This is a genomic window from Polyangium sorediatum (genome assembly GCF_029946465.1).
Lineage (GTDB): Bacteria > Myxococcota_A > Polyangia > Polyangiales > Polyangiaceae > Polyangium > Polyangium fumosum.
Genome location: NZ_JARZHI010000062.1, coordinates 38,704 through 61,379, shown reverse-complemented (window position 1 = coordinate 61,379; position 22,676 = coordinate 38,704). Strand labels below are relative to the sequence as shown.

General features: G+C 70.0%; 16 protein-coding genes. 9 read left to right on the top strand and 7 right to left on the bottom strand.

Translation table 11 applies throughout. From position 1 onward, the window contains the following. Positions 1 to 365: 365 nt before the first annotated feature. Together QHF89_RS39345 and QHF89_RS39340 are read right to left on the bottom strand one after the other, a co-directional pair. The gene (locus QHF89_RS39345; protein WP_136972376.1) at positions 366 to 923 is read right to left on the bottom strand and encodes a hypothetical protein; all 558 of its coding nucleotides are present in this window, start codon (positions 921 to 923) and stop codon (positions 366 to 368) included. Between the two features lie 130 nt (positions 924 to 1,053). Beyond that, complete coding sequence (locus QHF89_RS39340; RefSeq protein ID WP_136972377.1) at positions 1,054 to 2,202, bottom strand: citrate synthase; 1,149 nt, start codon at positions 2,200 to 2,202, stop codon at positions 1,054 to 1,056. A 34-nt stretch (positions 2,203 to 2,236) separates the two neighbouring features. Here QHF89_RS39340 and QHF89_RS39335 point away from each other — a divergent pair, with 34 nt between their 5' ends. Further along, positions 2,237 to 3,520, top strand: coding sequence for a citrate/2-methylcitrate synthase (locus QHF89_RS39335; RefSeq protein WP_284721513.1), 1,284 nt, complete (start codon positions 2,237 to 2,239; stop codon positions 3,518 to 3,520). Here the strand turns inward: QHF89_RS39335 and QHF89_RS39330 are convergent. Both QHF89_RS39330 and QHF89_RS39325 read right to left on the bottom strand, forming a co-directional pair. Continuing rightward, positions 3,515 to 4,204 carry a dienelactone hydrolase family protein gene (locus QHF89_RS39330; RefSeq protein WP_136932694.1) on the bottom strand — a complete coding sequence of 230 codons (690 nt, stop codon included), beginning with the start codon at positions 4,202 to 4,204 and terminating at the stop codon, positions 3,515 to 3,517. The genes QHF89_RS39335 and QHF89_RS39330 overlap by 6 nt on opposite strands. A 64-nt stretch (positions 4,205 to 4,268) precedes the next feature. After that, the gene (locus tag QHF89_RS39325) at positions 4,269 to 6,314 is read right to left on the bottom strand and encodes a potassium transporter Kup (protein ID WP_425440853.1); all 2,046 of its coding nucleotides are present in this window, start codon (positions 6,312 to 6,314) and stop codon (positions 4,269 to 4,271) included. A 102-nt stretch (positions 6,315 to 6,416) separates the two neighbouring features. On the opposite strand from QHF89_RS39325, the gene crcB reads away from it, so the two are divergent. The 8 genes from crcB (at position 6,417) to QHF89_RS39285 (ending at position 15,955) form a co-directional block, all read left to right on the top strand. Next, on the top strand, positions 6,417 to 6,803 hold the full coding sequence (crcB, locus tag QHF89_RS39320) for a fluoride efflux transporter CrcB (RefSeq protein ID WP_284721511.1): 387 nt from the start codon (positions 6,417 to 6,419) through the stop codon (positions 6,801 to 6,803). A 229-nt stretch (positions 6,804 to 7,032) separates the two neighbouring features. Further along, positions 7,033 to 7,803 (top strand): AAA-like domain-containing protein, encoded by a 771-nt coding sequence (locus tag QHF89_RS39315; protein ID WP_136972379.1) that lies wholly within the window; start codon positions 7,033 to 7,035, stop codon positions 7,801 to 7,803. Positions 7,804 to 7,854: 51 nt separating this feature from the next. After that, positions 7,855 to 9,990 (top strand): serine/threonine-protein kinase, encoded by a 2,136-nt coding sequence (locus tag QHF89_RS39310; RefSeq protein WP_136972380.1) that lies wholly within the window; start codon positions 7,855 to 7,857, stop codon positions 9,988 to 9,990. Between the two features lie 79 nt (positions 9,991 to 10,069). Next, on the top strand, positions 10,070 to 11,278 hold the full coding sequence (locus QHF89_RS39305; protein WP_284721510.1) for a serine/threonine protein kinase: 1,209 nt from the start codon (positions 10,070 to 10,072) through the stop codon (positions 11,276 to 11,278). Positions 11,279 to 11,483: 205 nt separating this feature from the next. After that, entirely contained in the window at positions 11,484 to 12,953 is a 1,470-nt protein-coding gene (locus QHF89_RS39300; protein WP_136972381.1) for a hypothetical protein, read from the top strand. 110 nt (positions 12,954 to 13,063) lie between these two features. Beyond that, positions 13,064 to 14,383, top strand: a complete 1,320-nt coding sequence (locus tag QHF89_RS39295; RefSeq protein ID WP_284721509.1) for a tetratricopeptide repeat protein — start codon at positions 13,064 to 13,066, stop codon at positions 14,381 to 14,383. Positions 14,384 to 14,441: 58 nt separating this feature from the next. After that, positions 14,442 to 14,897, top strand: coding sequence for a hypothetical protein (locus QHF89_RS39290; protein ID WP_136972383.1), 456 nt, complete (start codon positions 14,442 to 14,444; stop codon positions 14,895 to 14,897). Positions 14,898 to 15,061: 164 nt separating this feature from the next. Then, positions 15,062 to 15,955: an STAS domain-containing protein gene (locus QHF89_RS39285; RefSeq protein ID WP_136972384.1), complete on the top strand. Its 894-nt coding sequence runs from the start codon at positions 15,062 to 15,064 to the stop codon at positions 15,953 to 15,955. Positions 15,956 to 15,979: 24 nt separating this feature from the next. On the opposite strand, the gene QHF89_RS39280 is transcribed toward QHF89_RS39285, so the two are convergent. The 3 genes from QHF89_RS39280 to QHF89_RS39270 form a co-directional block, all read right to left on the bottom strand. Continuing rightward, the gene (locus QHF89_RS39280; protein ID WP_284721515.1) at positions 15,980 to 18,790 is read right to left on the bottom strand and encodes a YncE family protein; all 2,811 of its coding nucleotides are present in this window, start codon (positions 18,788 to 18,790) and stop codon (positions 15,980 to 15,982) included. Between the two features lie 359 nt (positions 18,791 to 19,149). Continuing rightward, positions 19,150 to 21,093, bottom strand: a complete 1,944-nt coding sequence (locus QHF89_RS39275; RefSeq protein ID WP_136972385.1) for a HEAT repeat domain-containing protein — start codon at positions 21,091 to 21,093, stop codon at positions 19,150 to 19,152. 31 nt (positions 21,094 to 21,124) lie between these two features. After that, the gene (locus QHF89_RS39270) at positions 21,125 to 22,660 is read right to left on the bottom strand and encodes a glycosyltransferase (RefSeq protein WP_136972386.1); all 1,536 of its coding nucleotides are present in this window, start codon (positions 22,658 to 22,660) and stop codon (positions 21,125 to 21,127) included. Between the last annotated feature and the right edge of the window lie 16 nt (positions 22,661 to 22,676).

The window sequence follows — 22,676 nt, the reverse complement described above, 5'->3', positions numbered from 1 at the left end:
CTAACTGTCGTCAGAGGGGGCGAATGTACCGATGGGAGATGGGACCAATGCTCAGGGCCGTGCCTGGACCGAGGGTGGAAGAACTGCGCGATGCGCAGTTCTTCCAACGGGCCGGTGGCAAGACCATGGAGGTGGGTTCCAAGCTGGCGACGGGCACGTTGCCGGTAGAACCCGCAGCGCCGCGGTCTTGGCTGGAAGGGTCGTCGCCGGTCTTGACCCCGGCTGTTCGATGAACTGCGCTTCGCGCAGTTCATCGACCCCGGTCCAGGCCGTGCCTGGTCCGGGTCCAGGGGTGGACAACCCCTGGTGGGGCCTGGGGCAAAGCCCCAGCTCCGCGCCCCCGAGACAGGGGCGTCGGCCGACGTTCAGGCCGGATGTGCTGTGCCGTTGAGCTCCGAGGGCTCGGGGGGGTCCTCGCTGCTCATCGTCGAGGGCCCGAGCTCCATGACGGGCGGCGCTGCCGGCGTCGCGTCAGGCGATGCGTCTGCCGGCACCGCGTCCGTCGCCTCGGCGGCCGGCTCGGCGCTCGCTGCCTTTGCCTTCGGCGGGCGGCCGCGGCGCTTCGGCGTGTCCCCGCTGGCCTCCCGGGAAGGCCCGGGCGGCGAGGACGTCGCGCCCGCGATCCGCGCGACCGAGTCCACCTTCGACCGGATGTCGGGGTGATCGTCGGCGTAGACGCGCGCATAGGCGAGCGCCTTCTGGGTCTTGCTCGACAGGGTCTCCTCGCTGTCCCGCAGCGCCGTGCGCGCGGCTTCGAGGGCCGCCTCCGCCTTGACCACGGCCTCGGTGTGGGTCCGGACCTCGGTGACCACCTGCTCGAGGATCGCCCGATCGACGCCGGGGAAGCTCACATGCGAGAGCTCGTTCGCGAACAGGTCCATGAGGGCCTGGACCGAAGGAGGAATGGGATCTGCCACGTCCATCGTCGTCTCCGTTTGCCGTTGCGGGGCCGGGGCGCGCGCCCGGACCCTGCGCGATCCGCTCGGGCGGGTCGCTACCCCAGGTCGTGGCTGCTGTCTAGATGTACAGTGGCGGATCGATGGCCAGGGGGGTTCAGGCTGCCGGAACGGGCCCGACGTACCGCGATGCCGGCCGGATGAGGCGCCCCGCTCGCCGCTGCTCCTCGACGTGCGCGCACCAGCCTGCCGCCCGCCCCACCGCGAAGGTCGGCGTGAAGAGCTCGCGCGGCAGGCCCACCGCGTCGAGCAGCACGGCCGTGTAGAACTCGACGTTCGCCTTGAGCGGCCGATCCGGGTGGCGCTCGGCGAGCAGCGCTTCGGCTGCGCGCTCGGTTGCCCGCGCGAGCGCGAGGCGCGCGCCTACGCTCCCGTCGCGCTCGAGCTCGCCGATGGCCCGCTCGAGCACCGCTGCCCGCGGGTCCCGCACCCGGTAGATCCGGTGCCCCATGCCCATGATGCGCCGGCCTGCCGCGAGCTCGGCTGCGACCCATGCCGCGGCGCGTGAGGGCTCGCCGATCCCGTCGAGCATGTCGAGCACGGGCCCTGGTGCTCCGCCGTGCAGCGGCCCCTTGAGCGCGCCGATGGCCGCGACGATCGCCGACACCCGATCCGAGCCCGTCGAGGCCACGACCCGCGCGGTGAACGTCGAGGCGTTCATCCCGTGATCGGCCACGGTCACGAGGTAGGCGTCGAGTGCCCGTGCGGCGGCTTCGGGCGCTGCCGCGCCGCGCACCATCCGCAGGAAGTCCGCCGCGTGCCCGCGTGCCTTGTCCGGGGCGATCGGCGCGTCCCCTGCCCGCCGCCGCGCCCACGCCGCCGCGAACGTCGCGACCGCGCCCGTGACGCGGGCAAGCTCGATCCACGCAGGGCCCTCCGCCGCACGCCACGCCGCGCGCGCCCCGAAATGCGCCACGGCCGCCATGAGCGCTGCGCTTCCATCCTCGCCGACGAGCGTCTCGCCGAGCGACGGGATCTGCTCGAACGCGAGCGCGCGCCCCTCGGCGAGCGCGTCCGCGATCGCGCCCCGGGTCGCCGCGTCTGGGAGCGCGCCCGTCCAGAGCAGCCCGCAGAGATCCTCGAAGCCGACCCGGCCCGCGAGTGCCTCGATGTCGTATCCGCCCACGACGAGCCTGCCCCGCTCGCCGTCGACCTCGCTCAAGGCCGTATCCGCCACGACGACTCCATCGAGCCCGCTCGCCTTCGTGGCCCCGTTTCGCGCCCCATTCTGCGTCGCTTGATCCATCGTTTCCTCCTTGGTTGATGCTATCCTTGATGTCGTGAGCAACGTTGATCAACATGGATTGATCAATCCACCCACTGGATTCGACAATCAACCTGGCAACCTCCTGTCCGGGCCGGAGGCCGCCGCGCTGCTCGGGGTGAAACGCGAGACGCTGTACGCGTACGCGAGCCGCGGCCTCGTCCGCAGCGTGCCCAGCGAGGGCGGGCGGAGCCGCCTCTACGTGCGCGAGGACCTCGAACGGCTGAAGGCCCGGAGCGACGCGCGCCGCGGGCACGGCCCGGTCGCCGCGTCCGCCTTGCGCTGGGGCGAGCCCGTCCTCTCCTCCACGATCACCACCATCGGCCCCGAGGGCCCGCGCTACCGCGGCCACGCCGCCACAGCCCTCGCCGCGTCCGGCGTGCCCTTCGAATCCGTCGCCGAATTGCTCTGGACCGGCGCGCGGCCCGAAGAACGCCCCACCTGGACGCTGCCGCAGGATCCCACGCTGCCCGCCGCCCGCCTCGCCGACCTCGTCCCCGAAGGCGCCCCGCCCCTCGCGACGCTCGCCCTCGCCGTCCCGGCCCTGGCCGCGCGGGATCCCCTACGCTTCGCCGCCACCGAGGAGGCCGAGCTGCCCCGCGCCCGCGCCTTGATCCGCCGCCTCGCCGCGCTCTCGGCCCTGCCAGCAGGCGCGCGCCGCGCCAAGGGCGCGCTCGCCGAGCCCACGATCGCACGCGCGCTGCTCGTCGCCCTCGGCGGCAAGAGGTCCGACCGCGCCGAAGCTGCCCTCGAACAAGCGCTCGTCCTGCTCGCCGATCACGAGCTCGCCACCTCGACCTTCGCCGTCCGCGTGACGGCCTCGACGGGGGCCGATCTCTACGCCTGCGTGAGCGCCGGGATCGCCGCGGTCTCCGGCCCCAAGCACGGCGGCGCCTGCGACCGCATCGAGGCCGTCGTCGCCGAGGTCGGGCGCCCCGAACGAGCCCGCGCCGTCGTCGCCGCCCGCGCCCGCCGCGGCGACACGGTCCTCGAGCTCGGACACCCGTTTTACCCCGACGGCGACCCGCGCACCCCGCCCCTGCTCACGGCCGCGCGCGCGGAAGCGCCTCGAAAGACCAGCGTCGCCGCCCTGTTCGCGCTGCTCGACGCGACGAAGGAGGCCGGCCATCCGCCCCCGTCCGTGGACGTCGGCCTCGTCGCGCTTTGCCTCGCCCTCGGCCTGCCGCCGGGCGCAGCCACGACGCTCTTCGCGATCGGCCGGCTCGCCGGCTGGATCGCCCACGCCCTCGAACAACGCAGGGATCCTGCGCTCTTGCGCCCGCGCTCGATCGCGTCATGACGCGCGGGCGATCGCACGCCCTCGCGCCGCGACGTGCGCCTCGAACCAGTGCCCCGCGAGATCCGCGACCTGGTCGAGCGCCCCCGGCTCCTCGAAAAGGTGCGTCGCCCGCGGGACGATGATGATCTCCCGCTCGCAACGGAGATCCTCGAACGCCTGCTGGTTCAGATCGATCACCAGCGTATCCGCCCCGCCCACGATGAGCAGCGTCGGCGCCTGGACCCGCGGCAGCGCTCCGCCCGCGAGATCGGGCCGCCCGCCGCGCGACACCACCGCCTGCACCTCCGCCGGCCGCTCCGCCGCGGCCACGAGCGCCGCCGCCGCCCCCGTGCTTGCCCCGAAGAGCCCGATGCCGAGGCCCGCCGTCGACGACGCCCGGCCGAGCCAATCGACGACGCTCGCGACCCGCCGCGCGAGCAGGCCGATGTCGAACCGCACCTCGGCCGTCCGGAGGTCCACGGCCTCCTCCTCGACCGTCAGCAGGTCCACGAGCAACGTCGCGAACCCGCGCGCCCGCAAGCTCGCTGCGACGTGGCGATTGCGCTGACTGAACCGGCTCGACCCGCTCCCATGGGCGAACAGCACCACGCCCTTCGGCGCCGCCGGCATCCCGAGATCCCCGTTTAGCATCACGCCGTCTGCCGGCATGCAGACCGGCGACGTCTCCGCTCGCTCGTTCACCATGATCCGCGCCCTCCCCGTGCTCCCTCGGGCATCGGGCAGAGACCCCGCCGGCGGTAGCGGTCCGTCAGAGGTCGATCTGCATGCCGAGCTCGACGACCCGGCCCGGCGGCAGGCCGAAATACGCCGTGGCGGGGCGCGCGTTGCGGGAAATGAAGGCAAAGAGGTCCTTGCGCCATTTCCACATCTTCGAGCGGCCCGTCGGCAGGAGCGTCTCGCGGCCGAGGTAATAACTCGTGCGCTGGAGCTCGATCGAGAGCCCTTGCTCCTTGCAAGCGGCGAGCAGGCTCGGCACGTGCGGGGTCTGCATGAAGCCGTAGCGGGCGCCGACCCGGTAAAATCCGTGGCCCTTGTGCTCGACGGTCACGCGCTGCTCGGGCGGGATCTCGGGGACGCGCTCGTTCGCGATGGAGAGCAGGACGACCTGCTGGTGCAAGACCTGATTGTGCTTGAAATGGTGGAGCAGGACGGGCGGCGTGCCATTCGGGTTCGAGGCCATGAAAACGGCCGTACCCCGCACGCGGTGGGGCTTCGTGCGCTCGACGTCCTCGAGGAACAATTCGAGCGGCAGGATGCCCTCCTTGAAGGACTCGGCCAGGATCCGGCGGCCCGATTTCCAGGTCGTCATGATCGTGAAGATCACGAGCGCCATGGCCACGGGGAACCAGCCGCCCTGGAAGAACTTGGCCGCATTTGCCGAGAAAAACGAGAGATCGATGGCCAGGAAGACGGCGACGGGCGGCAGCGCCTTCCAGAGCGGCCAGCCCCAGCGCTTCGTGACGACCACGAAATACACCGTCGTGGTGATGGTCATCGTGGCCGTGACCGCGATGCCGTAGGCCGCCGCGAGCGAGGTCGAGGTGCGGAACGTGAAGACGAGGAGAATGCAGGCCACGAGGAGCGCGCGGTTGATCTCGGGGATGTAGATTTGCCCCTCGGTGTCCTTCGAGGTGTGGACGATCGTCACGCGCGGAAAATAGCCGAGCTGCACGGCCTGCTGGGTGAGCGAGAAGGCCCCCGAGATGAGCGCCTGCGAGGCGACGATCGTGGCGCCTGTGGCAATGGCAACCGTCGGATAGAGGGCCCAGGACGGGACGAGGCCATAAAAAGGGTTCGTCGCGCCCTCGGGGTGCTGGAGCAGATATGCGCCCTGGCCGAAGTAATTGAGCAGGAGCGCGGGCCAGACGATCACGAACCAGACCCGGCGAATCGGCCCGCGCCCGAAATGGCCCATGTCCGCATAAAGCGCCTCGCAGCCCGTGATGCAAAGGACGACGGCGCCGAGGAGCAAGAAGCCGTGGCTCCGGTGTTCCAGGAAAAACGTCACGGCGTGCCGCGGATCCACGGCGGCGAGCACGCTCGGATGGGTCAGGACCCACCGGGCGCCCAGGGCGGCAATGGTGACGAACCAGACGAGCGTGACGCTGCCGAAGACATTGCCGATGCCCCCGGTGCCGCGCTTCTGCACGAGGAAAAGCGCGAGCAGGATGATCACCGTGAGCGGCACGACGACGTGCTTCAAGGGTTCGTACGCGACTTCGAGGCCCTCCATGGCCGAGAGCACCGAGATCGCGGGCGTGATGACGCCCTCGCCATAAAGGAGCGACGCCCCGAGGAGGACGAGCAAGACGAGCGGCCCCGTCCCCGGGCCCTTGCGCGTCGGCACGAGCGCGAGCAGGGCCATGATCCCGCCCGAGCCCTGGTTGTCCGCGCGGAGGACGAACGTGAGGTATTTCACCGTCACGACCATCAGGAGCGACCAGAAGACCAGGGAGAGGATGCCGAGGATGTTCGCTGGCGTGGGCGCGATGTGATGCGGGCTCTCCGGGCTGAAGCACTCCTTGATGGCGTAGAGCGGGCTCGTGCCGATGTCCCCGAAGACGACGCCGAGGGCGCCGAGGAGCAAGGCCCAGCGCGCGCCCGGGGTCGTTGCGCCGTGCGCTCCGGCGCCGTGGGTCGCGGTCGCGGCGGCCATCGTCCGCGTGCTGGCTGGTGGCGCGTTTCCGGGCGCGCTTGCGTCTGGGACCGGGCTGCCCCCGTCCGCGGCGGGTGCCTCGGTGGAGGGGAGCGTCCCCGCTTGGTCTTCCGTCATGGCGCGCGGATGGTACCCCATCCCGGGAGAGAGGCGAGGCGTGGCCGGCCGCGCCGGGAGGCTTGACCACGAGGACGGCGTGGACTTCTGTAGAGCGATGCCGGCTCGGAGGCGCGCGCACCGATGGGGATGAAGCTCGTGTGGGTGTGCGTCGGCGGGGCCATCGGCTCGGGGGCGCGGTTCCTCGTGACGACCTGGTCCCTCGCGCGGTACGGCTCCGCGTTTCCCTACGGGACCCTCGCCGTCAACGTCCTCGGCTCGTTCCTGCTCGCGCTCCTCTTCCAGCTCTCCCGGAGCGCCACGTGGCTCGGCCCCACGCTGCAGGTCGCGCTCGGGGCGGGTTTTTTGGGCGGATTCACGACGTACTCCACGTTCAACCTGGAGGTCGTCCAGTACGTACAGAACGAGCAGCCCCGCCTCGCCGCGCTGTATGGCACCGCGACGCTCGTCGGTTGCCTCTGCGCCGGGTTCGTCGGGATGCACCTCGGGCGGCTCCCCGGTTCGCGCTGACCGGTCGCGAAAAACTTCGAATCCGCGGTCCCTGGAGACATCCCTCGTCGTGAGCACGACGACGAGGCAACACGGGCAAGGCTGGTTCGGTGAACCAGCCATCGAACATGACCGAGATTCCAGCGAACGCCTGGGGCACGACAGGGCCGCAGGGGCACGGTTCCTGAGCACGCATCGGCACCGCCGCAGGTTCAACGTCGTGGGGCCCTGCCACGATGAGCTGCATTACATGCTGAACGCGAGCACGCGGCTCGTGGAGGTGCCGGACCTGGTGGCGCGCGGGGCGTACGTGGTGGTGCACGCGCCGCGGCTGCATGGGCGAACGACGTGGCTGCGGGGGCTCGCGGCTGGGCTCGCGGAGGGCGGCGCGTGGGCCGTGGTGCGGGCCTCCTGCCGGCTGAGGGGCGGCGCCGCGGAGGGGGCGTCGGGCGAGCGGGCGCTGCTCGAGGCGATCGCGCGGGCGGCCGGGGAGCAGCTCCCGGCGCCGCTGCGGCCTCCGCCGTGGCCCCCTTCGTACGACGTGCGGTTCGCGGGCGTCGTGCTCTCGGCGTGGGCGCGGGCGTGCCCGCGGCCGCTCGTCCTGCTGCTCGACGACGTGGATCTCCTGCCGCGCGAGACCCGCGCGAGCCTGCTCACGCAGATGCGGGCGACGTACGAGGCGCGGCCCCGCGCGGCGCCGTGGTCGGTCGTGTTTTGCGGCTCCGAGGAGGTGCAGGCCTCGGCCGTGGAGCTGCTCGGGCCCGGGTCGACGTCGCTCCGCCTGCCCGATTTCACGGCTGCGCAGGTGGCCACGCTCTGCGCGGAGCACACGGAGGAGACGGGGCAGCCGTTCCGGGACGAGGCTGTGGCGCAAATCGCCGCGATCTCGGGCGGGCACCCGTGGGTCGTGAACGTCCTCGCGCGCGAGATCGTGGAGAAGCTACGCCCGCCGCTCCGGCAGCCGATCACCGCCGTGCATGTGCGCACGGCCGCCGAGCGGCTGCGAGGCGCGTGGGTCTGAGCGGGTGTTTGCTTCCCGTGCGGGTGCCGCTCGGGCACAATCCGGCAGTTCATGTCGATCGGCGAGGACGATCTTGGAGAAACGGCTCCGAACGACGCCGACACCACGGCGCTGCTCATGGAGCCCTCCCCGGAGGTCGACACGACTGCGTCCGCGGAGACGCCCCAACCGACGTCGCGCATCGCGGCCCTCGCGCTCTCGCTCCCCCTTGATGACGAGGCGATCGCGCACCGCGCCGATCCGCTCATCGGCCTCGTCGTCGCGGGCCGCTACCGCATCCTCACGCCGATCGGGCGTGGCGGCATGGGCGTCGTCTACAAGGTTGAACACGTCCACCTCGGCAAGTTGCTCGCGATGAAGCTGCTTGCGGGCGAGCTCAGCATGAGCCCCGAGGTCGTGCGCCGCTTCAAGCGCGAGGCGCTCACCGTCTCGCGCCTGTCGAGCCCGAGCACCGTGCACGTCTTCGACTACGGCGTGGACGCGGGCCTCACGTACATCGTGATGGAGCTCGTGACGGGCCGAGATCTCGCCGCGGTGCTCTCCGACGGCGGCCCGATGCCGTTCGCGCGGCTCGGCAAGATCGTCCTGCAGATCCTGAGCTCGCTCGGCGAGGCGCACGGCAAGGGCATCGTGCACCGCGACGTCAAGCCGCAGAACGTGATGATCACGACGACGGAAGGCGGCACCGACATCGCCAAGGTGCTCGACTTCGGCATCGCGAAGTTGCGCGAGGAGGCCGACGCGAACGCGGGCGGCGAGGTGACGCGCCGTGATCAGCTCATCGGCACGCCGTACTTCCTTCCGCCCGAGCTCATCCGCGGCGATTCCGTCGATCATCGCGCCGATCTCTACGCCGTCGGCGTGCTCCTCTACCACGCGCTCACCGGCCATTATCCGTTTCACGCGAAGACCTCGGCGAGCATCCTGGTCAAACACGTCACGGAAAAACCCGTCGCGCCGTCGATCCGCGTGCCTTCGCGCGGCGTGCCGCCCGGGGTCGACGCCATCGTCTTGCGCGCGCTCGAAAAGGAGCCCGCGGCGCGATGGCAAAACGCCGAGGAGCTGCAGGCGGCGATCGCGGCGGAGCTACGCAAGCTCGGGACGGACGTCGAGGCGCTGCTCGACGCGAGCGCGCTCCGGAAGCTCACGCGCGCAGCGCTGGCGGGGGCGGAACGCAGCCCCGGCGAGATCGCAAGCCGCGACGAGGTCGAGGCGTACGAGCGCAAGCTCAGGAGCCGCCGGCACCTCGCCTGGTTCGCGTCGAGCCTCGTGCTCGTCCTCGGCGCGGGTGCAGGGCTCTTCGTGATGTGGCGACGCTGGACGCCGCGCTTCGTGGGCGTGGAGATCGAGCCCAATGACACGGCGGCCAACGCGACGCCGCTGCCGCTCGGCGAGTCGGCGTCGGGGCTGCTCGGGAAGCGCATCGACGCGCAGCGCAGCGATCGCGACTTCTACACGTTCGAGATCCCGAAAGGCACGAGCGATACGCCGCGGATCGCGCGCCTCGTGGTCACGGCGCTCCCGAACATGGAGACCTGCACGCTGCTCTACCGGCAGGGCTTCCAGGCCCCGATCGCGCAGTACTGCGTGGGTCGACCCGGCCATTCTCTCTCGATCCCGCGCCTCAGCATCGAGCCGGGCCGCTACTACGCCTCCGTGCTGCAGGACCTGGATCCGCGCGGCGATCGAAAAATTCCTTTCGTGCACGAGAACGTGTCCGACACCTATGCCATCACGGTCGCGCTCGCCGAGGAGAGCTCCACGCACGAGATCGAGCCGAACGACGAGTTGCCCTCGGCCACGTCGATTGAGCCCGGCGAGACGCGGACGGGCGCGCTCGGGTGGATCGACGATCAGGACACGTACTGCGTCGGCGCGGGCGCGCAGGGACACGCGATCCACTGGACGGCGCGCGACGCCGTGCGCGACGCGGGCTCGGTGCTGGAGGTCACGACGATGCGAGGCCGGGAGCTCGGCAGCAGGGTCCGCGTGCACACGGCGGGTGAGGGTACGCTCTCGCAGGAAGATTCGCGCTCTCCCTGGACAGGCCCCGCGATCGCCTATGAAGAGGGCACGCCGCGCTGCGTGCGCGTCCGGCTCGCGCGGGATCCTTGGACGGCCGAGGCGCCGCGAACGCAGCCTGGTGGGATCGAGGCCTACGTCCTCGCGGTCGACATCGTCCCCTGAACGATGTGGGACAAAAACCTCACATCCTTGCGACGAGGGGGTACACTCTCCAAAGCGCGGGGGGCACGAGGAACCAGCGATGTCGGAGAACCAGCGTTACCGGGTCATCAAGCGGCTCGCCTCGGGCGGTATGGCCGAGGTGTTCGTCGCGGAGAGCGCAGGAATCGAGGGCTTCCGCAAGCAGGTCGCGATCAAGCGCGTTCTCCCGCACCTCAGCAAGAACGAGCAGTTCATCGACATGTTCCTCGACGAGGCCCGCCTCTCCGGCCGCCTCGCGCACTCCAACGTCGTGAGCGTCTTCGACATCGGCGTCGGCGACAGCACGTACTTCATCGTCATGGAGTACGTCGACGGCGCCGACTTGAAGCAGGTCATCGAGTACCAGAAGAAGGTCGGCAGGCCGATGCCGGTCGAGAGTGCGTGCTTCATCGCCGCGAAGATCTGCCAGGGCCTCGCCTACGCCCATGATCTCCACACGCCCGACGGCGAACACCTCAACATCGTCCACCGCGACGTCACGCCGGCGAACGTGCTCATCACGCGCCACGGCGAGTGCAAGATCGTGGACTTCGGCCTCGCCAAGGCGTCGAGCCAGCTCGCCAACAGCGACGCCGGCATGATCAAGGGCAAATTCGGATATCTCGCGCCCGAGACGGTCATGGAGCTCGGCGTGGACAAACGCGTCGACGTCTTCGCCGCCGGCATCATTCTTTGGGAGATGCTCGCCGGTCGCCGCCTCTTCCTCGGCGAGACCGACCTCGGCACCGTCAAGCTCGTGCGCGAGTCGAACATCCCGTCGCTCAAGCCCATCAACTCGGACGTCCCCCCGGAGCTCGAAGAGATCCTCCGCACCGCGCTCGCGCGTGATCGCGACGGCCGCTACCAGACCGCGCGCGATTTTGGCCGCGATCTCACGCGGTTCCTCTATCGCTTCGGCAGGCCCGTCAGCGAGTACGAGGTCGCCGAGCTCGTCCTCGGCGCCGCGGGCGCGCCGGCTGTCCGGAAGGACGGGCTCGCGATGATCGGCGAGATGCTCGACCTCATGTTGCTCGAGTTCAAATCCCTCACGCAGCAGGACAACGCCGGCGGGCCGAACAGCCTGCAGCCCGATCTTTTCAAGCTCACGGGCGCGAATCCCACCGTCTCCCCCTCCTCCCTCGACGCGGGGGACACCGACGAGACCTTCTCCGGCCTCAGCGACGAGCTCGAGGGCCCCGATCCGGACGACGCCCCCCAGGACAAGGGCCGCGCGCCCACCGCCTGGTGGCGGGGCCTCATCTCGCGCTGAAAGCGAGCGCCTCGCCGGGGCTTCACCCCAGGCCCGACCAGGGGCTCTTCGCCCCTGGACCCGAACCAGGGCACCGCCCTGGACCTCAGGTTGCATCGACCGCGATGCGGTCGACGCAAGCGTCGTGGACGAAGGAAAAAATTGATTTCCAGCCCGCTACGCTCGTAGCTTTCCTTATTCCGGGCTCCCGCCTTCGGACCATGCGATGACCCAGACAGACAAGCCGAACCACGTGCATGTCCCCCACGACGGCCGCGTTGCTCGACGACACGCGCGCGTCTGCTTCTTCCTTTCGGCCCTCTTCGCGGCGAGCCTCGCGCCCCTCGCGATCGCGGACGCCGCCGACGCCGAGGCGCTGCTCAAGGAGGGCAAGAAGCTCGTCACGGAGAAGAAGTACGACGAGGCGTGCCCCAAGATCGCCGAGGCGTACAAGCTCTCCCCGAGCCCCGCGACGCTGCTCGATCTCGCGCTCTGTCACGAGAAACAGGGCAAACTCGCGACCGCGTGGGGCGAGATGCTCGACGCCGAGGCCGACGCCCGCAAGGCCGGGCGCGCGGACGTCGAGGCGCGCGCGCGCGCGAACAGCAAGGCGATCGAGCCGAAGCTACCGCGCGTGACCGTGTCTGTCGCGGCGAACACGCCCGGCATCGAGATCGCGATCGATGGTCAGAAGATCGATCTCGGCGCGCTCGGCAAGGGCCGGCCCGTGGATCCCGGCGAGCACAAGATCGTGGCGACCGCGCCCGGCCGAAAGCCCTGGGAGACCACGCTCAGCCTCAAGCCATCCGAGCGCAAGAGCGTCATGGTTCCGGCGCTCGCCGAAGACGGAAGCGCCGCGTCGACGCCGTCGGACAAACCCGCCGGCGGGGACACCGGCGCGACGGGCCAACCGGCCGGGACGACCCCGACGAGCGAGACGAAGACCGACGGCGGCGCTGCGGCCCCCGGTGATACGAAGCCGAAGGACAAACCCGAGGAGCCCGACGACGGCAAGGGCCCGATCCACCGCGCGAAGCGCCTCGTCGTGGACGTCGGCGCGTTCGGCGGCGCGCAGCTCTTCCTCGGCGGCGGCAGCGTGGACGCGCTCTCGTCCCTCACGTACGAGTATCGCATCACCTACCCGCTCGGCGGTGAGGCGGCCGAGTACAAGGCTTGTGATGCGAGCGCCTGTTACGCCACGGTCGATCCTGCGATCGGCGTCCCTGTCGGCGGCCAGGTGTTCGTGGGGTACGCGCTCAGCGAGAAGATGCACCTCGGCGGCCGCTTCTTCGGCAGCTACCTCGTCACGGGCGGCTACTCGCTCCTCGTCGGCCCCGCGCTCAGCGTGCGCGTGAACGATCGCCTCTGGGTCGGCGGCACCGTCGTCGTCGGGTTCGGCGGACAAAACGCGACCATCAACGGCGCGCGCGGCGCGGTCCCGAGCGAGTGGGCCGCGCTCAACGGCGGCGACGAGGTCGAGCTCCTGCTCAGCCGCACGATCCCCGAGGAAAACGAGACCGGTTTTGGCTTCTCGTTCGGCGCCGCGGCCGAGGTCTCCTACACGCTCGCCGAGTTCGGCAAGGGCAAGAGCCTCACGACGGGCTCGCTGGTCGCGAGCGCGTGGCCCACGTTCCTCAAGACGTGGGACGGGTTTGCCATCGCCTTGCCCGTCGGCGTCGGGTACCGCTTCCACTGATCTACACCCCTCGCCCCTCGCCGCGTCCTGGACACGTTCGCGCGTGATCCTGCGCGACAAACCCGCGCCCGTGGCGTGCGCGGCGCGCGTGGATGTGGGAGGCTCGGCCCGTGCGCAGTCACCGTGCACAGGCGTGGAGCCTGGGCCGCCGCGCGCTCGCGGGCCCTCTCTGGGCGACCCTCCTGCTCCTGCTTGTGTCCTGCACGGCGGCGCCTCCGCGCCACGGCGGCGAGGTGTTCCACGCGGATCGCGACGCGCTGCTCGACGAGGCCCGACGCGCCGCGTACGGCGGGGACAAGCCCGCGGCGCGGCGGCGTTACGAGGCGCTCCTCGCGCGGGATCCGCGGGACGACGAGGCGCGGACCGGGCTCGCGCGGCTCGACGCCTGGGAGGGGCACCACGCGCGGGCGGCGGCCGCGTATCGTGACGTCCTCTCGCGCCACCCCGACGACGACGACGTCCGGTCCGCCCTCTTCGACGTGCTCACCTGGCAAGGCCTGTGGGACGAGGCCGAGGCGGCGCTCGACGCGGCGCGACGCAAGGACACCCCTGCCCTGCTCGCCTGCCGGGCGCGGCTCGAATACGCGCGGGGCGATCTCACGACGGGGCACGCGCTCGCGGAGCGGGCCTCCGTCGCGTCCGGCGGCAACACCGAGCTCCGCGCGCTCGCGCGAAGGCTCTCCACGGGGTATGCGCGGGTCACCACGCGGGTGCTCGTTTTTCCCGCGCCCATGCCGGCGCTCGGGCAGGTCGACGTAGAGGTCTCGCAGGCGTGGCGCAGGCTCCTCCTCGGCGTGGAGACCGAGCACGGCGGGCGCCCGTCGACGGCGGCGGGCGGGTGGGCCTACGGCGCGCTCTGGGGCGGCCGGGCCACGTGGCTCTTCGGGCATGGTTTTTCCCTCGGCGGCGAGGCTGCGTTCGGCGCGCCGGCCGAGAGCATCCCCCTCCTCCGCCTCCGCGCCTACGGCACGGCGCCGATCCGGCCCTGGCTGACGAGCGGCCTCGCGTACACGTACCGAAGGTACACGGGCAGCGTCGAGACGCACGGGGTCAGCCCGACGCTCGGCCTCGTGATTGGCGATGAGCTGCGGCTCGACGCGACGTATTGGCTCACGCACGTCCGCGTCGAGGATCCTCGGGGCGCGAGCGAGAGCCGCCTCGTCCATGCGTTCTCGTTTTCGGCGGGCCGCACGCTCCTGCCCTGGCTCGCGCTCCGGGCGGGGTATGCGCACGGCGCCGAGGCCGAACGATTCCCGGCGGCGTTTCAGATCCTCGACCTCGTCACGGACGCCGTCTACGTCGGCGCGGATCTCTGGCCGTACGACTTTTTGCGCGTGATGCCGCTCTACAACCTCACGTTCCGCGGCCCTCCCGGCGCCGAGCGCATCACGCTGCACACCTTCGAGCTCGGCGCGCTCGTGCGCTGGTGAAGAAAGCCCCGGCGGCGCGGCGCTTTACGTCCGAGGCGCGTGGCGGCATGATCACGCCATGAAACTTCGACGTTATCTTGGTTCGATCCTGGCCTTCTCCGCGCTCCCCCTTTTTCTCGCCTGTGGCAGCACCGTCGAGCCGGGCAGCTCCGGCAGTCCGAGCGGCTCCGGCGGCGCGGGAGGTTCGGGCGGCGCGGGCGGCTCCGGCGTCCCGCTCATGCTCACGTGTTTCGACGACAGCGTGCAGTTCCCGACGGCGAGCAAAGGCTGCGTCGCGGATCAGGATTGCAGCCAGATCCTGCACGTCCGCGATTGCTGCGGCAGCCTCGCGGCCATCGGCCTCGCCGCGAAGGACGTTCCGGCCGTCTCGATGGCCGAGCAAGAATGCGGCGCGCAGGCGCTTTGCGATTGCATCGCCCAACCCACGACCACCGAGGACGGGAACACCACGGAGGACACGTCGACGATTCAGGTCGCCTGCGTCTCCGGGGCTTGCTTGACGCGCCTGCCTTGAGCCGGCGCACGAGCGATCCCCGAGACCAATCCCCCTGACGGAAGTGCCCGTTTTCTAGGCATTTTTCGATCTACCTCCCATTGACACGCCAAAACCCCCTTGGGTATCGTCGTTGGATCGGGCGCCACGTGCCTTTGGGGTGCCCCCATCGGGAGGCCGACGACGTGTCCGATCAGGATCTGGAGCAAGAAAACAGAGCGCTGCGCGCGCGGGTCGCTGAGCTGGAAGAGCGCCTTGCCGCCCTCGCGCCCCCGTCCGCGCCCGCGCGCGCCTCGGCGCTCGAATTGGGACAGCTCCTCCGGCTCCTGCTCGATCACCTCGACTTGATCGTGTGGGCCGTCGACGCAAGCGGCACCTTCACCTTCCACGACGGCAAGGGGATCGACGCACTCGGAATCGAGCGGGGCGCGTTCCTCGGCCAGAACCTCCACGTCATGTACGGCGCCGAAGGCACGTCGGGGGTCCGGATCGCCCTCGCGGGGACGCCCGCCCACGACATCCAGTCGGGACACGGAATGTATTGGGAGAACTGGTACATCCCCGTGCGGGGCGAACATGGGGCCGTCAAGCACGTCGTGGGGTTATCGCTCAACGTCACCGAAACCACGCGGACCCGCGAGGAGCTCGACACCAAGCTCGCGCTGATCGAGCGACAACAGGAGGTCATCCAGAACCTCGAGACGCCGATCATCCAGGTATGGGATCACGTGATCACGCTCCCGATGGTCGGCGTCGTCGACAGCCACCGCGCCGCCCGGGTGACCGAGGATCTCCTCGCCGCGGTCTCGCGCCTGCAAGCGCGCTTTGCCATTCTCGATTTGACCGGCGTCGACGTCGTCGACACCGGCACGGCGAGCCACATGCTGAACATCCTCGGCGCCGTACGCCTGCTCGGCGCCGAGGGGATCATCACCGGAATCCGGCCGAACGTGGCGCAGACGATGGTCTCGCTCGGCCTCGACCTCTCCCGCGTGATCACGCTCGCGACGTTGCGCGATGGCCTCTCGTTCGCGATCCGGAGCCTCGGCGACAAACCACGCGCCCGTACGCGCGCATGACCCCGCGCGCGCCGCGTCGTTTCCTCAGGGCGTACTCAGGGGATTCGCAGGGCTGCTCCCCGCGGCAAGTTCGTCGCCGTCGAGATATCCGTCGAGATCCCGATCGATGCCGATGCGCACCCCGGAGCCTGGCGGCACGCACGTATACGTGAGCGAGCTGCTCGTCGCGAGGAAGATCGAACGCAGAATCGCGTCGGGGATCGGCGGAATCGCCTGCTGGTTGACGACGAAGCGCTGGATCTCCGGGATGTAGAGGTAGCCGACCTCCACCGCCGGAGACGAGCCCGAGATGCCCTTCGCCACGAGATCACATTCGAGGGCGTTCGCGCGCTGCAAGAGGAGATCGATTCGCGCCGCCGCCGACGCCTGGTTCATCACCGTGAGCGTCACCTGTTGCCCGACGATGGGCGCGAGGTTCGTGTCGAACACGAGCTGATAGGCTTCCATGTCGCGCTTCGCCTGGTCCCCCGCGGATGTGAGAGGGATCCCCGGCGCGACCAGGACCCCGTCCGGAAGGGTCCCGGGCAGGACCTGGGTGCCCGCGTCGAAAATGGAGCTGCGCTGGAACAACGTCGGGGTCGCCCCGTCGTGGGTGAAACCGAAGCCACGAATCTGATCGCCCAGGAAGGGATCGGGGTTCTCGGAGCCGAAGGCGGCGGCGGAGCCGAACATGCCGACCTTCTGGTACTGGTTGCGCAGGTGCACGTTCTTGAAGATCTGCGGCGGCCCGCCAAAACCCGAGAATCCATCGGCCCCGAAGAAGCCTGGGAAACGATCGTGCGGGTTGGCATTGGGATCGATTGGATGACACGTCCCGCAGGTGATCCCCCCGGGGAGGATCGCCGTCTGGAGGAAAAACGCGCGGCCCGCCTGCTGGGAGGGTGTCAGCGAATTGTCAAGGTTCCGGATCGGGTTCGGCGGATAGGCGACCTGGAGGATGAACTCCGCGAAGGCCTGCATTTGCTCGTCGCTGAGCTCCGCCGTTCGGCCGAGCAAACCCACGAACGCGGGATTGAACTTCCGGAATGCGGCCTCCTCGTCGAACGCCCCCGTCCCCGACTGCACGCTCGGCTCGTCATTGCCGCCCGTGCGGTCGGCGCGCCAGTGCATCGGGCCCTGGTTCGCCATGCCGCGCAGGCTCTGGGTCGCCATCGGGCCCTTCATCGGGTGGAAATCGGGATTGATGAACAAGGGCCCCTTGAAAGGCCCGGGGTTGTTCAGGATCGTGCCGTCGGGGTTGCCGAGATCCCAGGAGAGATCGTCCATGTCACCGAAGATGTGGCAGCTCCCGCAGGCCGCCTCGCCATTGCTGGACGACAGCCGCGCGTCGTAGAGGAGAGGCCGCCCTGCGACGACGCTCGCCGGCTCGGGGTTGTACATCTTCACGTGGGCGAGCTCTTGGCGTGTCGACAGGCTCACGACGGAAATCGCATTGTCGAAGCGCGTGAGGACGTACATGCGCGCTCGACCCTCGTCGAGCACCATGCCCGTCGGTCCGCCGCCGCTCAGCGGGATGTGGCTCGACGTGCTGGGCACGAAGGAGTTGTTCTCCAGCGCGGCCGTATTGAACACGCCGATCTTCGAGGACCCGAACGCGGCCACGTACAGGGTGGTGCCGGAGCTCGAAATGGCCATGCCGAGCGGCTGCGCGAGGCTCCTCTGGTTCACGGACGGAGGCGCCGGCAGATCGAAATAATCGATGTGCTTGTTGAGGTGCCGCGGGGCGACGCCGTCGGGGCCGAGCACCGTGATCCGGCTCTCGTGCAGGTGGCCCTGGAGCGTCTCGCCGGCGAAGATCCCGTCCCCCTCGAAGCGCAGGTCATTGCGGGCCTCGGTGTTGCTGACGTAGACCTTCCCATTGACGGGATTGACGGCCATGTTGAAGAGGACCGTCCCCACGCCCGAGAAGGCCCCCGCGGAGCCCGCGACCTGCTTGGGCGGGTTCGCGTTGGCGTCGATGACGAACACGTCCTTGTCGGGCAGCGAGAAATTCACGGCGTCATCCCAGGGGCGGCCGAGGACGTCCCGCCACGACGAACCGTTGTACTTCACGAGGACGCCGACCTCGGGCGCGGGGAACCCTTGGAAATTCGTGTTCGGCCCGGGCACGCCGCCAAACGCCTCGCCGCCGTTGGGGACCAGGGATTCGTCGACGATGGTCGTACGATTGCCTGAATGGAACACGGCCGCATAAACACGCGATCCGTCGGGCGTGGCCGCGAGCGCGCGGGGCGTGTCGCCGAAGAGGTTCAGGATCTTGAGCGGGGCGCCGCCCATCGTCGCGCCGAGGCTTCCGGCGTCGAAGACCCATACGTCCGCGCGGCCCACGCCGGGCGTCGTGAGCTGGGGGTCGAAGGGCGCGTTCTGGCCGCGGTGGGCCGCGGTGATGAATGCGCGGTTCTTGCTCGGACCAGCGAAGACGATATCGCGCGGCTCGTCGCCGACGTGCAGGGTGCGCACGACGGAGCCCCATCCGGTCCCGTGCACGTTGACGATGCTCACGCTGTCGGACATGTGGTTGACGACCCACACCTCGCTGTTGCTGCGCGCGGCGACCGCGACGGGCTCGAGTCCGACGGGCACGGAGCCGGTATGCTCCAGGATGCCGCTGTACGTGAGCCGAAAAATCTCGAGGCGATTGTCGGGTGTATTGACCACGAAGAGCAGATGCCCGCTCGGCGACATCGCGATCGGACGGACCTGACCGCTCTCGAACAAGGTATAAGACGCGTCGGCGGCGGACACCTCCGAGGACTGCGAGAGCGTCGCGCCGAGCGTGGCGCCAAAGAAGGCCAAGCACTTCAATCGCGTGAGCGGCGTGGCCGCGTGAAGCATGGATCGCATGACACCTCCCAGGGCAGTGGCGACGGCCGGGAACACGCCGCCATGGTCAGGAAGAAAAGGCCCAACGGGAGGATTGCCCGCAGACTGTGTTCTGTAAAGGGAGGAGGATCCCGATTACGACGGGAAGCACCGCAGCAGGGATCTCTTGGATGGTATGGACGACGCCCACGCGGAGTTCGTCCGGGGTTCGCCCGCGCCCGTCGCGACCGTACGATGTGCACTCGGCGCAGGCGTGCGTGTTCGACATAAAAACCCGTGGACGCATTGCGGGCCGGCGTCCGCGTCGAGGTCTGGTTCGGCAGAAAAAAACGACGGGGAGGGCCCGCACGGACGGCCCCGCCAGGGCGCCGTCAAGCGGCGGTCTCGCCCGCCTTCTCCAGGAACAAGCTTCCCGTCGTTCGTCGGGACGCCCCATTCCGCTCCGAGGGTGCCCCCTCCGAGGAGCGCCGCCCCTTCTTGTCCTCGCCCCCAGCCCCGAGCCCGAGCGCCTGGGACGCCTCGAAGACCACCTCCGGCGAAGGATCCGAGAGCGCCCGCACGAGCGCGGGCACCGCGAGCCACCGCTCCTCCACCTGCGCGAGGCTCCGCGCCGCGAGCGCGCGCGCCTCCGCGGAGGGATCACTCACGGCGACCTCCGCGAGCGCCGCCGTCGCCTCGGGCCCTCGCCGATCGGCGAGCTCCAGAATGGCCCGCACCCGATCCTCGAGCCGCGCCGCGCGCCGCGCCGCAATGGCGAAACGCGAGAGCGTCACCATCCTGCGGCCGCTCTCAGCAGGACGCACCGTCCCCACACGCGCCTCGAACGCCCGCGCCACGGCCTCGCCCTCCGCCTCGCAGACGGCCCGCGCCGCCGCCGCGGCGACCGGGTCCGAAAGGAGCGCCCGCGCCTCGGCGACCCACGTCTCCACGCCCGCGAGCGCGCGCGCCACGATCCACACCGCCTGCGCGACGCCCTCGGGTTTGTCCCTCCCCAGCATTGCCACCGCCTGCTCGCCGCCGATGCGCCCGAGCGCGAGCGCCGCGCTCTCCCGCGCCTCCGCGGCCGCGTCGTCGAGCGCCCGCCCGAGCGCCGCCGCGTGCCGGGACGAACCAAGCTCCCCGAGGATCCGGAATACCCCCGCGCGCACCGCGCCCGCCTCGTGCCGCGCCGCGGCGACGATCGCCTCGGACAAACCCGCGCGCCCCACGGCCACGAGCGCGGCTCGCGCCGCCGCGCGCCCCTCGCCCGTCGCCTCCCCGAGCGCCGCGGCCCAGGCCGAGACCATTCCGAGCCGATCCATCGCGAGCGCCGCGCTCCGCCGCACGTCGTCGCACGGATCGAAGAGCGCCCGCTCGATCGCCGATCGATCCTTCGGCGAGAGGGCCGCGAGCGCGTCCACCGCGCGGGATCGCACCTCCGGATCGGGATCACCGAGCGTGGCCACGAGCGTCCCCACGACCTCCTCGTCGCCCACCCGCGCGAGCGCCGCCGCGGCCCGCGCGCGCACGCCGCTCGACGGATCGCCCAGGACGACGCTCACGAGCGGCCGCGTCGACCGCGGATCCCCGATATGCCCGAGCGCCTCCGCCGCGGCCGTCCTCGCCGCGGCATTGCCGTCGCCGAGCTGCGCCACGAGCGACAACGTCGCCCCCGGATCGCCGATCTTCCCGAGCACCCGCGCGGCCCAGGTCCGCGCCTGTACACGCTCGTCGTCGAGCATCTCCACGAGCGGCCGCACCGCGTCCGATCCGAAGGAAATGAGCGCCTCGGCCACGACCTTCGCGCCCCCCTCGCCCTGCGACGCGAGCGCCTCGCAGAGGTGCGGCAGCACCGCAATGTCGGGAATGGATCCAATGGCCTCGGCCGCGGCGAGCCGCACCGTCGTGTCCTCGTGCGGATTCGCGAGCGCCGACGCGAGGGCGGGGCTCGCCGACGCGGCGCCGAGCTTTCCGAGCATCCGCGCCGCGTGGGCCCGCTCGTTCCACGATTTCGATTCGCGCAGCGCGCGCTCCCAGGCTGCGCGCAAGCCGAGCTCCTCGCAGACCACCGCGCAGCGCGCCTCCTCGTCGAGCGCCTGCTCCAGGACGGCCAGGATCGTGCTGCGATCGAAGCCTTGCGCGAGCGATCGCGCCACGCGCGCGGCCGGCTCGACGCGCAGCCTGGAGAGCACCTTCCGCGCGGCCGCGAGCCGCTCGACCGCGCGCCGCTCGTGCCGCCGCCGCAGCGCCTCACGCCCGATGACCGAGATACCTGGCACGAGCGCGACGACCGCGATCCCGAGACCCACGTACAGGACCAAGACAAGGGCACTCACCGTCTCCCCCGATCCTCTTTGAATGCCGACGTCAAGCCCGCTGTGCGGCGGGGGCAGCGGGCGCAAACCCTTTGCGCCCAAACTTATCCCAGCCCTTCTTCCCCTTCAAAAAATCGTAGAGGCCTCGGAGCTGCCAGAACACCAGGTATTGCCGATATCCTAGATTCGACAAGACCCCCACGAACAAGAGCACAATCGCGTCACGCGCCCGCGGGTAGGGCACGAGCGACGCTGTGCCAGCGTGCCCCCGCCCGGGCCGCGCCGAGAACGTGCAGAGCACGATCGACAGCGTCGACAGGCAGAAATTCATGGCCATCGCGAGCCCCATGAACGCGAGCAATGCCTTGCCGGAGAGCGCGCCGAAGATCGAGGTCAGGACGAGCAGGAGGTATCCGACGCACTCGGTCGGCGGCGCGAGCGCCTCGAACACGAGCTGATACGGCATCGCGAAGAGGCCGATCTGCCGGAACTGCGGCCGAAACAGCATCGCGCGGTGATAACTCATGACCTCCCAGAGCCCCCGGTACCACCTTGCTCGTTGCTTCCCGAGGTCCCGATAATTCTCGGGCGCCTCCGTCCACGTGACCGCGAAGGGCAAACAGACGATTCTCCCCGGCCTGCCCTTGTCGAGCAGATACCGATGAAGCCGCACCACGATCTCCATGTCTTCGCAGACCGTGTGCGCCCCTTCCGTGCAGTATTCGATGCAGATCCTGGAGCGAACGTGGCGCGTGAGAAAGCCGCCGACCTCGAAAAGTACGTCACGCCGGATCAGCGCGAAAACACCGGAGAGAATGAGCACGGCGTTGTCCTCGGACAAGGCCGTCCGCCCCTTCGCGAAGGATCGCATGTATTCCACGATCTGCAGCTTCCCGATGAGGCTCGTCGGCAGCGCGAGCTCCTTCACCTCGCCCTCGCGGATGATCGATCCATTCGAGAGCCCGACCTGCACGCCCACGGCCACCGTATCGTCAGGCGACTCCATCACCTTGCGCACGGCGAGCAGGAGCGCGTCCGGGACGAGCAGGCTATCGGCGTCCATGCTGGTCACGAATTCGCCGGCGGCGACGCTCGTCGCTGCATTCAGCGCATCCGCCTTCCCGCCGTTCTCCTTGTCGATCAAGACCATCCGCTTGACGTTCTCGGGCAGGCCCGTCCGGCACTCCCACATCCCGCGCACCTCGGCCGTATCGAGCCCGCTCGCGCGCTCGAGCACGGCCGGGACGAACGGGTACGCCGAGAGCAGGACCTCGACGGTCCGGTCCTTCGATCCATCGTTGCAGATCACGATCTCGTAGGCCGGATAGCGCAGGCGGAGCTGCGATTTCAGGCTCTCGACGATCGTGACCTCCTCGTTGTAGGCCGGTACGAGCAGCGAAACGACGGGCAAGAATGCGTCGCGCTCGGAGAGCGACGCGGGACGAACGAGCTCGGCTGTGAGCTCGTGTCGAATGCGACGATAACTGACCAGGACGAACCGTAGGTTGATCAGAAAAAACAGGGTCACGTACCCGACGATCACGAGATCGAGGATACGCAGGAGCCAGATGAGCGCGCCCAATGCCACCCCCCACGTCCCTCCG

What these genes read in the sequence shown, in the direction of transcription:
- QHF89_RS39345 (WP_136972376.1), bottom strand. Translation starts at nt 923, where the DNA reads ATGGACGTGGCAGATCCCATTCCTCCTTCGGTCCAGGCCCTCATGGAC.
- QHF89_RS39340 (WP_136972377.1), bottom strand. Translation starts at nt 2,202, where the DNA reads ATGGATCAAGCGACGCAGAATGGGGCGCGAAACGGGGCCACGAAGGCG.
- QHF89_RS39330 (WP_136932694.1), bottom strand. Translation starts at nt 4,204, where the DNA reads ATGGTGAACGAGCGAGCGGAGACGTCGCCGGTCTGCATGCCGGCAGAC.
- QHF89_RS39325 (WP_425440853.1), bottom strand. Translation starts at nt 6,314, where the DNA reads ATGGGGTACCATCCGCGCGCCATGACGGAAGACCAAGCGGGGACGCTC.
- crcB (WP_284721511.1), top strand. Translation starts at nt 6,417, where the DNA reads ATGGGGATGAAGCTCGTGTGGGTGTGCGTCGGCGGGGCCATCGGCTCG.
- QHF89_RS39315 (WP_136972379.1), top strand. Translation starts at nt 7,033, where the DNA reads ATGCTGAACGCGAGCACGCGGCTCGTGGAGGTGCCGGACCTGGTGGCG.
- QHF89_RS39310 (WP_136972380.1), top strand. Translation starts at nt 7,855, where the DNA reads ATGTCGATCGGCGAGGACGATCTTGGAGAAACGGCTCCGAACGACGCC.
- QHF89_RS39305 (WP_284721510.1), top strand. Translation starts at nt 10,070, where the DNA reads ATGTCGGAGAACCAGCGTTACCGGGTCATCAAGCGGCTCGCCTCGGGC.
- QHF89_RS39300 (WP_136972381.1), top strand. Translation starts at nt 11,484, where the DNA reads ATGACCCAGACAGACAAGCCGAACCACGTGCATGTCCCCCACGACGGC.
- QHF89_RS39290 (WP_136972383.1), top strand. Translation starts at nt 14,442, where the DNA reads ATGAAACTTCGACGTTATCTTGGTTCGATCCTGGCCTTCTCCGCGCTC.
- QHF89_RS39280 (WP_284721515.1), bottom strand. Translation starts at nt 18,790, where the DNA reads ATGCTTCACGCGGCCACGCCGCTCACGCGATTGAAGTGCTTGGCCTTC.